At 62.0% G+C, this 14,937-nt stretch carries 16 protein-coding genes and 1 pseudogene; 16 read left to right on the forward strand and 1 reads right to left on the reverse strand.

What is annotated here, in order from left to right:
- Nucleotides 1-98 precede the first annotated feature (98 nt).
- From ACK3SC_RS14740 to ACK3SC_RS14815, 16 genes and pseudogenes are all read left to right on the forward strand, one after another.
- Complete coding sequence (locus tag ACK3SC_RS14740) at nt 99-3,224, forward strand: FAD-binding and (Fe-S)-binding domain-containing protein (RefSeq protein ID WP_416840955.1); 3,126 nt, start codon at nt 99-101, stop codon at nt 3,222-3,224.
- Nucleotides 3,225-3,258: 34 nt separating this feature from the next.
- Nucleotides 3,259-4,098: a hypothetical protein gene (locus tag ACK3SC_RS14745; protein WP_416840956.1), complete on the forward strand. Its 840-nt coding sequence runs from the start codon at nt 3,259-3,261 to the stop codon at nt 4,096-4,098.
- A 129-nt stretch (nt 4,099-4,227) separates the two neighbouring features.
- Nucleotides 4,228-5,364 (forward strand): pyridoxal-phosphate-dependent aminotransferase family protein, encoded by a 1,137-nt coding sequence (locus ACK3SC_RS14750; protein WP_416841236.1) that lies wholly within the window; start codon nt 4,228-4,230, stop codon nt 5,362-5,364.
- A gap of 128 nt (nt 5,365-5,492) precedes the next feature.
- A complete protein-coding gene (locus ACK3SC_RS14755; protein WP_416840957.1) occupies nt 5,493-5,771 on the forward strand; it encodes a hypothetical protein in 279 nt (92 codons plus the stop codon).
- A gap of 76 nt (nt 5,772-5,847) precedes the next feature.
- Nucleotides 5,848-6,444, forward strand: coding sequence for a hypothetical protein (locus ACK3SC_RS14760; protein ID WP_416840959.1), 597 nt, complete (start codon nt 5,848-5,850; stop codon nt 6,442-6,444).
- 116 nt (nt 6,445-6,560) lie between these two features.
- On the forward strand, nt 6,561-7,841 hold the full coding sequence (gene hisD, locus ACK3SC_RS14765) for a histidinol dehydrogenase (protein ID WP_416841237.1): 1,281 nt from the start codon (nt 6,561-6,563) through the stop codon (nt 7,839-7,841).
- 267 nt (nt 7,842-8,108) lie between these two features.
- Nucleotides 8,109-8,315, forward strand: a pseudogene (locus tag ACK3SC_RS14770) (HU family DNA-binding protein); the annotation flags it as partial.
- A gap of 129 nt (nt 8,316-8,444) precedes the next feature.
- The gene (locus ACK3SC_RS14775) at nt 8,445-8,723 is read left to right on the forward strand and encodes an HU family DNA-binding protein (protein WP_416841238.1); all 279 of its coding nucleotides are present in this window, start codon (nt 8,445-8,447) and stop codon (nt 8,721-8,723) included.
- A 207-nt stretch (nt 8,724-8,930) separates the two neighbouring features.
- Nucleotides 8,931-9,296, forward strand: a complete 366-nt coding sequence (locus tag ACK3SC_RS14780) for a HesB/IscA family protein (RefSeq protein ID WP_416840960.1) — start codon at nt 8,931-8,933, stop codon at nt 9,294-9,296.
- Between the two features lie 40 nt (nt 9,297-9,336).
- Complete coding sequence (locus ACK3SC_RS14785; RefSeq protein WP_416840961.1) at nt 9,337-9,585, forward strand: DUF5816 domain-containing protein; 249 nt, start codon at nt 9,337-9,339, stop codon at nt 9,583-9,585.
- 88 nt (nt 9,586-9,673) lie between these two features.
- Entirely contained in the window at nt 9,674-10,018 is a 345-nt protein-coding gene (locus ACK3SC_RS14790) for a hypothetical protein (RefSeq protein ID WP_416840963.1), read from the forward strand.
- A gap of 44 nt (nt 10,019-10,062) precedes the next feature.
- Nucleotides 10,063-10,749 (forward strand): hypothetical protein, encoded by a 687-nt coding sequence (locus tag ACK3SC_RS14795; protein ID WP_416840964.1) that lies wholly within the window; start codon nt 10,063-10,065, stop codon nt 10,747-10,749.
- A complete protein-coding gene (locus ACK3SC_RS14800) occupies nt 10,746-11,405 on the forward strand; it encodes a hypothetical protein (RefSeq protein WP_416840965.1) in 660 nt (219 codons plus the stop codon). Before ACK3SC_RS14795 ends, ACK3SC_RS14800 begins: the two co-directional genes overlap by 4 nt.
- Before the next feature lie 149 nt (nt 11,406-11,554).
- Nucleotides 11,555-11,764 (forward strand): dodecin, encoded by a 210-nt coding sequence (locus tag ACK3SC_RS14805; protein ID WP_416840966.1) that lies wholly within the window; start codon nt 11,555-11,557, stop codon nt 11,762-11,764.
- A gap of 156 nt (nt 11,765-11,920) precedes the next feature.
- Nucleotides 11,921-13,300, forward strand: coding sequence for a bifunctional metallophosphatase/5'-nucleotidase (locus ACK3SC_RS14810; RefSeq protein ID WP_416840967.1), 1,380 nt, complete (start codon nt 11,921-11,923; stop codon nt 13,298-13,300).
- A gap of 81 nt (nt 13,301-13,381) precedes the next feature.
- On the forward strand, nt 13,382-13,789 hold the full coding sequence (locus ACK3SC_RS14815) for a universal stress protein (RefSeq protein ID WP_416840969.1): 408 nt from the start codon (nt 13,382-13,384) through the stop codon (nt 13,787-13,789).
- Nucleotides 13,790-13,825: 36 nt separating this feature from the next.
- Here ACK3SC_RS14815 and ACK3SC_RS14820 read toward each other — a convergent pair whose 3' ends face one another.
- Nucleotides 13,826-14,899 carry a mechanosensitive ion channel family protein gene (locus ACK3SC_RS14820; protein WP_416840970.1) on the reverse strand — a complete coding sequence of 358 codons (1,074 nt, stop codon included), beginning with the start codon at nt 14,897-14,899 and terminating at the stop codon, nt 13,826-13,828.
- Between the last annotated feature and the right edge of the window lie 38 nt (nt 14,900-14,937).

A 14,937-nucleotide genomic window follows, 5' to 3' on the forward strand; every position in this document is an offset into this window, starting at 1 on the left:
AACAGCGACAGTGTCGCTTCCTCCGAACCGATACCGTTCGGGGCAAAGATAGCGAACCGCACACAGGTTTTTCTCGTCCTGAACAATTATACATTACAATGGCTGGTGGCGACTCTTCGCACGCGAATCGAGTCACGACGGCAGAGCATGGCTCCGTATTGAGCGACTTCCAACAGTTTCAGGACGCTCGTGGGTACGAGGTGACCGATGTCGCCGCCTACGCCGAGTTGGCGTCTGCGTTACGCGACGTCGTCGACGGCGAGGTTCGCTTCGACGAGTACACGCAGGTACTGTACGCCACCGACGGGTCGATATTCGGGGCGCGACCCGCTGGCGTGGTTATCCCGAAACACGCCGACGACGTACAGGCGGCTATCGAGACGGCGACGGCCCACGACGTTCCGATTTTGCCACGCGGTGCCGGATCCTCGCTGGCGGGACAGACCGTCGGCCCCGGGTGTGTCGTCCTCGACTTCTCGAAATATATGGACGACATCGTCTCCATCGACGCCGACGAACGACTGGCGACGGTGCAACCCGGCGTCGTCCAAGACGACTTAGACGACAGGCTCGCCGAATACGGCTTAAAGTTCGCTCCAGACCCGGCATCGTCGAACCGCGCGACTATCGGCGGCGGTATCGGTAACAACTCCACTGGCGCGCACTCGGTCAGATACGGTATCACAGACGCCTACACCGAAGAGCTGCAGGTGATACTCGCAGATGGAACGAAAATCCACACACGCGATGTCGTCGTCGACAGCGACGAGTGGGACGAACTCGTGGCGAAAGACGACCGTGAGGCGGCCCTCTATCGCACGGTTCTCCAGCTCGTCGAGGAGAACGAAGCCGAAATCGAAGCGCGGTATCCGACGCTCAAACGCTCCGTCTCGGGCTACAACCTCCACAAAGTCGTCTTCGAAAACGACGATGGCGAGACGGTCGTCAACCTCTCGAAACTGTTCGTCGGCGCAGAAGGAACACTCGGCGTCGTCGTCGAAGCAACACTCTCGTTGGTGACGGTGCCGGAAGAGACGGCGCTCGTCCTCTACGCCTACGACGACCTGATAGACGCGATGGCAGCGGTTCCGGACGCCCTCGACTACGACGTCAGTGCCGTCGAACTGATGGACGACGAGGTGTTCCGGATGGCCAGCGAGTCCAGCGAGTACGCCCAGTACGTCGAACAGATTCCAGATGGAACGGCGGCGACGCTCATGCTCGAGTTCGACTCGGAACTCCACGACGACTTCGAGGCGGCTATCGAGGAAGCCAACAGCCACTTCTTGCGGTCGGCGTCGGGCGACAGCGACACGGAAGAATCCGAGGAATCGGGCGGCAGCGGAACCGCCTTCGACGTCATCGAAGCCTACACCGACGAGGCACAGGCGAACCTCTGGAAACTCCGGAAGGCGGCGATTCCGTTGCTGATGTCGCTTCAGGGCGACCCCAAGCCGTATCCGTTTATCGAAGACGCCAGCGTCCCACCCGAGGAACTGGCGGAGTACGTCCAGTCGTTCGAGGAGGTGCTCTCGGACCACGGAACGTCGGCGGCGTACTTCGCACACGCCGGGTCCGGAACGCTCCACATTCGCCCCATCCTGAACCTCAAAGACGCAAACGGCATCGAGACGATGCACTCGATAACCGACGACGTGACTGACCTCGTGTTGGAACACCACGGGGCGTTTTCGGGCGAACACGGCGATGGGATGGCCCGGACCGAGTGGAACCCGAAGATGTACGGGCCGCAGTTGTGGGACGCGTTCAAGCAACTGAAGACGGCGTTCGACCCTGACTGGCAGTTACACCCCGGGAACGTCGTCTACCGCGACGACGACCCGGCGGATATGCGAGAACACCTCCGCTACGGCCCCGAGTATCAGTCGCTCGAACCGACGACAGCGCTCGATTTCGACGACGAAGGCGGGTTTTCACACCTCGTCGAGCTGTGCAACGGCTGTGGAACCTGCCGACAGACGGGGTCGGAGACGATGTGTCCGACCTACCGAGCGTCGAAAGACGAAGCAGAGACAACCCGCGGGCGAGCGAACATGCTTCGGGCGGCAATCAGCGGTGACCTCCCGGAAGACGAACTCTACACAGACCGCTTCCAGGAGGAAGTCCTCGGCCTCTGTGTGGGGTGTAAAGGTTGTCAGAACGACTGCCCGACCGGTGTGGATCTGGCGAAACTCAAAGCCGAAGTCAAACACCAACACCACGCGAAACATGGGTCGTCGTTCCGTGAACGACTGTTCGCACAGATAGACAACGCGGCGAGATTAGGGAGTACGCTCGCACCGGTTTCGAACTGGATGACGAAGATTCCGGGTTCGCGGATGGTGATGAACCGCCTGTTCGGCATCGCGCCGAACCGCTCGCTTCCGACGTTCACCCGCGACACGCTCGAAGGGTGGATGGCGAATCGAACGCCAGCGGTGCCCGCAAACGACGCCGCACACAAGGTCCTCTTGTTCCCCGACACGTACACGAACTACGTCACACCCGAAATCGGTAAGGCGGCGGTGCGGACGCTCGAAGCCGCAGACGTCCACGTCCGACTGGCAGAGAACGTCGCTGCCAGCGGGCGTGCGGCCTTCTCCAGTGGGTTCCTCGATTTGGCACGAGGACGCGCCGCGCACAACGTCGAAACGCTCGCGCCGTACGTCGAAGATAACTGGTCGGTCGTGTTCACCGAACCCTCTGACGCGGTGATGTTCCAAGACGAATATTACGACCTCTTGGATGCAGACGCCGTCACGACCGTCGGTGCGGCGGCCTACGGCGTCATGGAGTTCATCGACGTGTACCGTCTGGACGAGGCGTTCGACCTGCCGTCCCACAGCGTTGAATCGACGGGGGGCGCCGGTCAGGCCGCCGCCGATGGTGGTCGACCCGAATCACTGACGTACCATGGCCACTGCAACCAGAAGGCGCTGAACAAAGACCATCACGCAGTGGGCGTCCTCCGGCGAGTCGGCTACGACGTCGACCCACTGGATTCGAGTTGCTGTGGGATGGCAGGCAGTTTCGGCTACGAGACCGAACACTACGACCTCTCGAAATCTATCGGTCGCATCCTCTTCGGGCAGGTAGACGACAGCGACGGTGACACCGTCGTCGCACCGGGGGCGTCGTGTCGGACGCAACTCGGTGACCGTGACGGGGCCACGGACCGGCCACCACACCCAATCGAGAAAGTTGCCGAAGTAGTGACATCGTAGGAACGTTTAGGAACCCACACATAATTTTCCAGACATGGGTCTGTCGTGGCGTCGGATACTGCTCGTTGCAATCGTCGTTCCGTCCCTGATACTTGGCGGTGTCGTAACGGTCCAACTGCTGGACTACCGCCTGAACGTCGGCAGTTCGGCCCCCGCTGAAACGCCCGTTCCCGCGGACGCAACACCGGTGGAGATACTCGACCGGGGGACCGAACATCTCGAGTGGGACAGTCACACCGCGACCGTTCGGACTGGACTCGTCGAGCCCGGACTCCCGCTCGCGACGCTCGAGTATCGACACAACCCACGGACACGAACGCGTCTCTCGACACTCGTCACCCCGAACTCGGAGAGTGAGGAGGGTGTTCGTGAATGGCTTGTCGGCGTGACGTACGTCCACGACGCCCTCGCACGGGCGTCTACAGAGACTGTCTCTGCGCGTACCCGACCCGACCAGCAGTCGGCGCTTTCGGACCCGACGTGGAGTGAGGTACGAGTATCGCACCGAAGTCAACCTGCGCTCTACACGGAAGGCTACCGCGTGTTCGACGAGTACGACGCTCGCGAGGGGTGGTCGGTTCTCTCTCGGAACGAATCGACTGTCGTCGTCGGTGCGACGAACAAAACCGATTATGCACAGCTTAGCGGTATCGACCCATCGGCCGAATCGACGACCGGACCGTGTTCACTCCGCGTGTTCGTCTCCGTCGAGACTGGCCGAATCACTCGCATCGTCGAACAGAGTTGCTTCGGGTCGGAGCACATCTACACTGAGACGACGATTCACGACTACGGGACGACCGAAGTCGCTCGTCCGCCAGGTATTGGCTGGCCAACGCTCGACGAACTCCTCACCGACGTCAATCGGTACTGACGGACGACCGCTGATTCCAGAAAGCGATTCCCTTACCATATGTTTTTAGCCCTATGAGTGGGCACGTCACGGTAGACCATGACGGACGCACCAGAGGTTGGCGAACTCGCTCCACCAAATCGGACGCTGATGGGCCCCGGCCCGAGTGACGTACATCCTCGCGTACTCCGCGCGATGTCGACACCGCTCGTCGGTCACCTCGACCCATCGTTCATCGAGATCATGAACGAAGTCCAGGAACTCATGCGGTACACCTTCCGAACCGACAACCAGTGGACGATTCCCGTCTCTGGAACTGGGTCGGCGTCGATGGAGGCGGCCATCGGCAACCTCGTCGAACCGGGCGACACGATGCTCGTTCCGACCAACGGCTACTTCGGCGGTCGGATGCAGTCGATGGCCGAACGTGCCGGTGGGAACGTCGTTCACGTCGACGCGCCGTGGGGCGAACCACTCGACCCGGTCGACGTCCAGGAGGCGTTCGACGAACACCAACCCGACGTGTTCGGCTTCGTCCACGCAGAGACCTCGACCGGTGTCAAGCAACCGAACGTCCCCGAACTGACGAGCATCGCGCACGACCACGACGCGCTCGTCGTCGCCGACACCGTCACCTCGCTGGGCGGCGTCGAACTCGAAGTCGACGACTGGGGTATCGACGTGGCGTACTCCGGCCCGCAGAAATGTCTCTCCTGCCCACCGGGTGCGAGTCCGTTGACGCTCAACGACCGCGCGATGGACAAAGTGCTCTCGCGCGAGGAAGACCCGCGTTCGTGGTATCTCGACCTCTCGCTCCTCGAAGGCTACTGGGGCGAAGACCGAGCGTACCACCACACCGCACCCATCACGAACGTCTACGCGATTCGTGAGGCGCTCCGTCTCGTCGCCGAAGAGGGGATCGAGAACCGTTGGAACCGCCATCTCCGCGTCGCCAGTGCGCTCAAAGCGGGCGTCGAAGCGATGGGCCTCGGCCTGAACCCCGAAGACGAGTTCTGGCTCCCGAGTCTCAACGCGGTGCTCGTCCCCGACGGCGTCGACGCCGGCGAGGCCATCGACTACGTCCTCGAACACTACGACCTCGAAATCGCCGGCGGTCTCGGCGCACTCGCGGGCGACATCTTCCGCATTGGGTGTATGGGCTACTCCGCCAACCCGAAGAACGTCTCGTTCCTGATGACTGCGCTGGGTGAGGCGCTGGAAGCGCAGGGTGCGGACGTCGACGTCGACGCCGGCTTTGCGGCGATGCGAGAACAGTTGCAAGAGTAATCCGGCCTCACTCGCCGATAATTCGAGTTAATCCGGTTCAACGGTCCGTACAACCGGTGCAATCCGACCCCCACGATTTCTCCCTTTCATTATCCTCGCATCGTGAGTGGCGACTGGAGCAAATCACGATGAAACGAATCACGCTACTCGGCGTCGTGCTCGCAGTCCTCGTCGCGACTGCGGGCGTCGCCGCTGCCGCACCCGGTGACCGCGCAGACGAACAGCACGGAAACGACGCGGCCCAGCAGGGACCGCCGAGTGAACTCCCCGAACAGGTCCCCGACTTCGTGTCCGACATCCACGACACGATTAACGAGTTCCTCGACGGCGCGCTCGACGGAACGCTCGGCCCCGCAGTGAGCGACCACGCGGGCCAATCTACGGCGTCGAGTGACGCAGCCAACTAACCGAGTCGTCCACACACAACCAGCCAACTAACCCACCCACAACCATTCCCCTCACGAACACGTTTCTTTACATACCATGAAGCGGGCACTCCTCGCCACCGTCGCAGTGCTCTTCGTCGTCGGAGCAGGCGTTGGCCTCGGCATGGTCACCGGTTTCGGCCCATTCCCCGGCGGGGCCGACAGTGGCGACCAATCGACAGAACCGTTCCCGACACAGACTGGCACCTCGACTCCGTCGTCCGGCGACAGTGGCGACTCCGGCGGAAGCAGCGACGGGACGAGCGGTGACGCAAGCGGCAGCGACAGCACCGATGCTGCGTCGTCGTCACCGCCGTTCACCGTCACCATCAACCGCATCGTAGAGTGTGGACAGACCTGTCGCGACGTGACGAGCACGCTGACGAACCAGCAAGACACAGACGCGACAGGCGTCACCGTCTACAGTCGCATCTTCGCCGGCAACAGTACGGCGTCCGAAGACGAAGTGTGGCGCGGAAGTCAAGAGGTCGGTGCCCTCGACGCTGGCGAGTCGTTCTCGACGACCAGACGCGTCGAACTCTCGTACTCCGAGGCGTTCGCCGTCCAGCAAGCAGACGGCTGGATAACGGTGCAAACCACCATCCAGACCGACCAGCGGACGCTGACGTACACCGAGCGTCGAGACGTGACGTAAAAAGAGGGTTCGCGTCCGAGACGGTCAGTCGTCCGCCGAGGCGACGAGACGCGTTCGCCCCCGGAGACCACTTCCGCAACGACTTTTCGCGCCCACACCGAACGCCGGGTATGAACATCGAGGTTCGCGAACTGGCCGGTCTCGGCCCCGACGCCCGTCGTGCATTCTTCGAGCGCGACGCCGGCGTTACCGAGGTCAGGTCCGACGTCCGCGATATCGTCGAACGCACCCGAACAGAAGGTGACGTCGCCCTCCGCGAGTTCTCTCGCGAGTTCGACGGCGTCGAGGTGGGAAACATCGACGTGACCGATGCGGCCGAACGCGCCTACGACGAAATCGACGACGACGTTCGGACGGCTATCGAGACGGCGGCGGCGAACATCCGTGAGTTCCACGAACGGCAGGTCCCCGAAGACTGGCGCGAGGACTTCGACGGACCCGGAACGCGCGAACTCGGCCGTCGCTACCGACCGCTCGAACGCGTCGGCGTCTACGCGCCCGGCGGAACCGCCGCGTACCCGTCGAGCGTCCTCATGGGTGTCATCCCAGCGAAAGTCGCCGGTGTCGAGCACGTCGCCGTCGCAACACCGCCTGCAGACCCGATGAACCCCGTCACGCTCGCTGCGATGCACGTCGCAGGCGCGGACGCCGTCTACTCAGTCGGCGGTGCACAGGGTATCGCCGCCCTCGCCTACGGAACCGAGACGGTGAACGCCGTCCAGAAGGTGGTCGGCCCGGGCAACAAGTGGGTCACCGCCGCGAAGGCCGAAGTCCGCGGCGACGTGGATATCGACTTCCTCGCCGGCCCCTCCGAGATACTCGTCGTCGCCGACGAGACGGCGAACCCGCGATTCGTCGCCGCTGACCTCGTCGCGCAGGCCGAACACGACCCGAACGCGTCTGTCGTCGCCGTCACCGACGACGCCGACATCGCCGCCGACATCGTCGAAGAAGTCGACCGACAGGCCGCCGACCGAGAGCGAACGGAGACTATCGAAGCGGCGCTGGAGAGCGACGCATCGGGCGTCCTCCTCGCACGGTCGATGTCCGAGGCAGTCCTCTTCGCCGAAGAGTACGCCGCAGAGCACCTGTCGATTCAGGCCGACGACGACGAGGCGCTCTTGGACCGTATCGACTCGGCCGGGAGCGTCTTCCTCGGACCGTACACACCCGTCGCCGCCGGCGACTACGCCTCCGGGACGAACCACGTTCTCCCGACCGGCGCAGGTGCGAAACGGCAGGGGGGACTCTCGGTGGACCACTTCGTCCGGTCGACGACAGTCCAGCGACTCGACAGCGAGGCGTTAGCTGGCCTCTCGGAGACGATTACGACACTCGCCGACGCGGAAGGCCTCGACGCGCACGCCCAGAGCGTTCGCGAGCGATTCGAAGAGTAGACTGACTGACTCTGTCGAGTTCCGCTGGGGTCGATAGGAGTGACGTGCTGGATAGAGAGTGTGTTCAGCAAGCTCCGATAGAATAGAGAATTATTACTTTCATGATATTTACAATATGCTTATCATTACGCATTGAGTGATAGTGTCATGAGTAAGAAGAAGATGGCTCGAGACGGGCTCTCGCGGCGAACCGTCCTACTGAGAGGCGCGGTGTTCTCGGCCTCTCTCGGACTGGCTCTGACGACTGCGACGGGGCAGGTAGCGGCGATGAATAAAGCGGAACTGATCGAAAAAATGGCGAGCGAAGCCGGCTTGTCGAAGGCAGACGCGAAACGTGCCCTGGACGCGTTCACCACTGCGACCAGTGGGGCGCTGAAAAAAGGAGACCGACTGAAAAAGAGAGACACAGTCGCACTCGTTGGTTTCGGGTCGTTCAGCGTCTCGAAGCGCACGACTAGGGGGAACGGAAACGGGCTCACGGACGAGTCAGCAGTTGCCTTCGAGGCTTGCCCGGAGTTCGCGGCAGCACTCGGGCTCAGTCCCGGTGAGGGTGATAAGCACCGTGCTGAAGCCAGTTCCCGGTGTCACAATGCCGATGTCGTGATTGATGCAGAGCGAATCGCACGCGAAACCCGACGTGGAACAGACAGTGGGCTGTCGAAGGCCGACGCAAAGCGGGCTCTGGACGCGTTTATCAGTACGACGACGAGGACGCTGAAAAACGGTGAGAGCCTGTCACTCAATGGCTTTGGGTCGTTCAGTATCTCGAAGCGTTCCGCACGGACTGGACGCAACCCGCAAACCGGCAAAGAGATACAAATCGCTGCGAAGAACGTCGTGAAATTCAAGGCAGGGGCAGAGTTGTCCAAAGCCGTCAACTAGAGATGGCTCCGACCGGAACGCGTCCGATACGTTCGACGCGGGGGCGGTCTTGCGACAGACACGCGTGTTGTACTCAGCAGGTAGACTGGCGTAGTGTCGTCACGCCGAGGAGTAGGCAGGACGACACAACGTGCTCCTCTCACATCACTTCTTCACCGCACACCAGCCGGCGCCACAGTTATCCGTCCCCACAGTATAACGGGAAGTATGAGTACTGAATCCGCGAGTGGGAGCGGCGACGCGGCTATCACGGTCACGCCCGCCGCCGCGGACGAGGCCGTCTCGCTCCTCGAAAGCGAGTCGATGGACACCGACGTTGCCGGACTTCGTCTGTTCGTCCAGCAGGGGGGGTGCGCCGGACTCTCCTACGGAATGCGTTTCGACAACGAACCCGAAGACGACGATACCGTGGTCGAACAACACGGCCTTCGCGTGTTCGTCGACCCAGCGAGCATCAACTACATCGGCGGTGCGACACTCGCCTACGAAGGTGGGTTACAGGGCGCAGGATTCCACGTCGAGAACCCGAATGCGACGAGCAGTTGTGGATGCGGCGAGTCCTTCCGAACGTAACGTCCGACTTCTTAAGCCAGTTGCCTGCGAACCCACCTCCATGGCCGAGTTACAATCACATACTGTCGCCGAGGGACAGACTGTCTACGTCGCTCGTGACGAAGCCGAACGCGGGTCGAAAGGGGAGTTCTACGTCGTCTACGCGACTGAAGATGCGGAGACCCGCTGGGGATATCTCTGTGGCAACTGCGACTCGTTCGACACGGCGATGGATACGATGGGTCGAATCGAGTGCAACGAGTGCGGAAACGTCCGGAAACCCGAGGAGTGGGACGCTGCACACGAGTGAAACGTTCTCCATAATTACACATTCGTTTTCGAGTGGTATGGTATGACGTGACAAGCTTTATCATGTGACCAAGTGTAGGTAGACCTGCATGGCCCAGGCTTCGATGCCCCCTGTTCAGGAGGCTCGGTCAATCTTCGGCCGGTTAGGGTACACCGTCTCGGGGGACGGACCCCAACTGCTGGCCGAACACAAGTGGCGTACGGTCCAGGTGACCGCACTGAGTTCGCGTGAAGCGTCCGAGTGCCGACCATTACTTACAGATGGCGGAGACGATGCAGGCTATCGCCTCCGCTGTTTCGTGACGTGGGACGAGCACATCGAGACGCTCACAGAACGACTTCGCGGTGTCGACCTTCCGTACGAGTGGGCCATTATCGGCGTGTCGAATGGTGGTACCGACGACTACGAAGTAATCCGCGGCGCGAACACGTAGTCTCGCGCCCAAACGTTTTCTAAACCCACTGCCAACGGGTGGGTATGCCGAGGACCACGCAGTCGGGACTGCATCGGTTAGTCCGAAGTAGGCGACTCAACGCACTCCTCGCGTGGTTGTTCGTCGGCTTCCTCACTGCTGTCGCCATCGCGAGCGTCGTGACTAACAACGACCACGTCTGGGGTGGGTTCGCCCTCATCGTCGCCGCACTGACTGTTGTGCCCGCGATCGTGCATCGCGAAGTGCAAGCGATGCTCCCGTGGGAGGTCATCGCGCTCGCCTCGTTACCCATCGTCGCTCGCGTGCTCGTCCGAGGCGAGACGATCGGCGGAATGACGTTCACTGGACGCGTCTCGACGTATCTCGCCGTCGCTGCAATCGCGCTCATCATCGCCGTCGAACTCGACGTGTTCACGCCTGTTCGGATGAACCACTCCTTCGCCGTCTTCTTCGTCGTCATCGCGACGATGGCCGCCGCCGGTGTCTGGGCCGTCGTCCAGTGGTTGTCGGACATCTACCTCGGGACGGCACTCCTGTTGAACGGACGCCCCGAGGCGGTAATCGAGACGACGATGATGTGGGACTTCGTGGCCGCAACGTTCGCCGGGCTCCTCGCCGGGTTGCTCTTCGAGTACTACTTCCGCCGCCGGGCGTATTCGCGAGAACGCCTTCCGGCCGAAGTCGTCGAGGCCACCGAGTTGACCGAATCCGAAATGGGTGGGTCGTCGTGAAGATTCGTCGGATGCTCCGTATCGACGAGCATCGCCAGCGACAACTCTCGCGTGCGATGCAACTCATCCTCATCGGCCTCATCTTCATCGGTCTCGACCGGGGTAATCTCGGCATCATCGTCAACGCGTCTGTCGGCCTCGGCGTGACGTATCTCCCGGCGATTCTCGAACGCGACTACCGCATCCCGCTGGACGCCGGACTGACGCTCTGGATATCGGCGGCGGCGTTCTTCCACGCGGTCGGAACCGTCGGTCTCCCGGGGTCCGAAGCGAGTTTCTACGCCAACGTCTGGTGGTGGGACCACATGACACACGCGCTGTCGTCGTCCGTCGTCGCCGCCGCTGGGTACGCGACGATTCGTGCGGTAGACCTCCACAGCGACGCAATCTACCTCCCCGGGCGATTCATGTTCGTCTTCATCTTGCTGTTCGTCATCGCCTTCGGCGTCTTCTGGGAAGTCATCGAGTTCGGTATCTCTTCGGTCGCCGCCCTCGCCGGGACGGGGTCGGTGTTGACCCAGTACGGCCTCGAAGACACCCTCTTTGACCTCGTGTTCGATACGATTGGCGGCCTCATCGTGGCAATCTGGGGAACCGCCCACCTCACCGACGTCGTCGGTGCAATCCGAAGTCGACTCGACGGGTCGGAACGGTAATCCTCGCTCGTCACGTCGGCACGATAGGTTCTCCCCGTCACGTCGGCACGATAGTTTCTCCTCGTCACAGCATGCGTCGATTTCGCCACCCGTCTCCACATGACAACGGGGACGATTATTTGTGATAGTACGACAAATAGGTGGCAGAGATGGTGTTCAAGAAAATCACCCTCATCGGCCGGAGTACCGAGAGTTTCGATGACGCAGTCGACGACGCAATCAACCGAGCAGAAGAGACCCTTGCGGGTGTCAAATGGGTCGAAGTGAAAGAACTCGGCGTCGAACTCGCGTCCGTAGAGAACAGAGAGTACCAGGCAGAAGTCGAAGTCGCGTTCGAACTGCAAGCGAAAGCCGAGTAACGACAGACGAAATCGGTGTCGACGATACGAAGTCGGTGACGACGATACGAAGTTGGAGACGACGACAACTGGGTCGAACCGTGACCCACCAACGCCGTCGAGAATGCGAATCCCGACGGCTTCTTGTCTTCTCGCGTCCCCACATGAGAAACGCGAATGCCTCGTCTCCTCCACTACTCTGATATCGAGAACGTCTTCGACGACCCCGAGCGTGCGGGCCGCCTCGCTGGATGTATCGCTGCCCTTGACGGCGACGACACACTCGTCACCGGAACCGGCGACACCATCGCCCCCGGCGTCCTGTCGCTGGTCGAACGGGGCGGCCAGGCGCTCGACTTCTACGACGCAGTCGGAGCCGACTACGAGACGTTCGGTAACCACGAGTTCGACTACGGTCCGACGCGAGCCCGTGAACTCGTCGCTGCGAGTCGCCCCACGTGGGTCACCTGTAACATCCGCGACGAAGCCGGCGACCGGTTCGCCGCCGCCGAAGGCGCTGTCCCGTGGACGACTCACGAGGTAGACGGCGTGACACTCGGATTCTTCGGTGTGACCGACCCTGCGACGGGGTCTATCAACCCCGAAGCAGTCGAACTCACCTTCGACGACGCCTCCGACGCGGCGACCGAAGCGACGGAAGCGCTCCGCGATGCCGGTGCAGACGTGGTCGTCGCGCTCTCACACCTCGGGAGCGGTGACGACGAACTCGCCCGCCGATGCGACGTGGATGTCGTCCTCGGTGGCCACGTCCACGCCGAACGCGACGACGTCGTGGCTGGCGTTCCACTCGTCCGCCCGGGTGCGAACGGCCACGTCGTCTGGGAGATTCGAATCGATGGCGAGCGAATCGAAACGGTTCGGCATCGGACCGCAGAGTATCTCCCGGACGAGTCGCTCGTGGCCGCGCTCAACGGCCGTGTCGATTCCGCTGGCCTCGACGAGGTGCTCTGTCGTATCGAGCGTCCGATGGACCGCTCCGAAGAGACGGTGGCCGCCGGTGAGTGCCGCGTCGGCAACACAATCGCCGACGCGTACCGCTGGGCAACCGGTGCGGACGTGGGACTCCAAAACAGCGGGGGAATTCGCTCTGGCCCGCCTATCGGTCCCGAGATAACGCACGCGGACCTCGTGAGTCTCGTCCCGTTCGAAGAACATCTCGTCGTCGCCGAGCTGACGGGCGAAGAACTGCTCGCCGTCTTCGGTGCCGCCCGCGGGTCGAGTATGGGGTTCGGCGAACCCGACTGGTGGCACGCACACATTAGCGGTGCCCGAATCGTCTGGGACGACGACCGAAACGAAGTGGTCGAAGCGACAGTCGATGGCGACCCAATCGACCCGGATGCGCTGTACACGCTCGCGACGAGCGACTACATGCTTCACAGTACACAGGAGTTCCCGGCAGTGACGCAGGCCCACCGCGCCGGTGAGTTCGAGATTCAACACGAAGCACTCGCGCGCTACGCCCGCGAAGTCGGGTTCGACGCCGAGATCGACGGCCGAATCGAGCGACGAGCAAGTGGTCGTGCGGAGAACTGAAATGGGTCGGCGAGTCCGGAACACCGGCCACCTCGTCCGAGAAGGAAAGGTTGACGCACACCCAGTGAGTGTGTCCCGAATATGACACGGGTCGTGGTGCCGGTCCGATATCCGCTCTCCAAGCACTCGCGCGCGACGCTCGAAGAGGCGGTGCGAATCGCCAGAGAACGCGACGCAGAGTTGACGATTCTCCACGTCGACCTCTATCAGTCGAACCGCGGCGTCACGCGGACCGACCTCAAGCGCGCCGTCGAACGCGAGTTCGGCCCACTCGTTCGTGCGCGATACGTCGTCCGAAAGGGGTTCCTCGTCGAAGAGACCATCCTCGAAGAGGTGGCCGCCGAAGACGCCGATATCGTCGTCATCGGGTCGAAACAGGCGAGTCGCTGGCGGCGGATGCTTCGGCGGTTCCTCGACGACCCAGATATCGACGTCTTCCTCCGTGAGAAACTCGACGCGACGGTCATCACCGTCCGCGCAGACCACTGAGTTCGGACGCTCGCAACGACCACTCGCGACTCTCTCCTACGTTCGTGAACTATCCGTCTCAGATGATTCGACAGTCTCGCCACTTGCTTTCGGTGGTGTTGCGACACTGTGTCGCGCGCTGTCGGCACTGTCGCCACCGATCTGGAGCGACCCACTCGTGTCGTCGAAGACGACGTGGGTGTGCGGGTAGGCGAACTCGACGTTCGCGTCGGAGTTCTTGAGCAGGCTCCACAGTCGCGTCTGCACGTCCGACTGGATACGCGGCATCTTGTACGGTTTCATCGCCCAGTAGCGAAGGCGCAAGAGGACGCCGCTGTCGGCGTACGTGGCGATGTATGCGGTCGGTTTCGCCGGGTAGCGGGCGCTGCCGACGCGGATGTCCGGACCGCCTTCGATGACCTGGTCGGTGTCGCGGGCGGCGAGTTCTATCATCTCACGTGCCTCGGCGATGTCCGATTCGTAGGTGACGAGCACGTCGAGCGTCATCCGCGTGCGTTCGTCCTCGGCGGAGTAGTTGATGACGTCCCTGTTGCGGATGGTCGAGTTCGGCATGACGAGGAAGGTGTTGTCGAGGGTGAACATCTTCGTGTAACTCAGGTTTATCTCGTCGACGAACCCGCGAGTTCCGTCGTCGAGTTCTATCATGTCCCCGATTTCGTAGGGCTGGTCGAAGAGGACGAACACGCCGTTGATGATACTCCCGACGATGGGTGCGAGGACGATACCGAGAACGGCCGAAAACACCGTCACCGAGAGGACGATGTTCCCGATCTCAAGGCCGAGGATGGTCGCCGCAACGGCGGCCCCGGCGAGAAAGACGGACAGACGGACGATACGGAGGACAGTCTGTGCGACGCTCTGGCGGGTAAACTGCCGCGCAACTGTCCGACCCAGTAAGCGCACGACGAACTTCGAGACGACGACGCTGAGGACGATGACGACGAACGCCGTGACGTACTGCCATCCGGGAAAGAGCAGATAGTCCGGAATGAAGTCAGGGGCCGTCACGAGGCCGGATTGGAGTGGCACAACCACGGTGGGCAATCCCGCGTCCGGGACGTTCGAACCGACACGTGTTGCAGTGTCTCCCACGCTGTGGACTCCGTGCATAGAAACAGCAACGTAGACCGCTGAAAAAAGGGTTGTCA

This window comes from Haloferax sp. DFSO52, assembly GCF_048158745.1.
GTDB lineage: Archaea > Halobacteriota > Halobacteria > Halobacteriales > Haloferacaceae > Haloferax.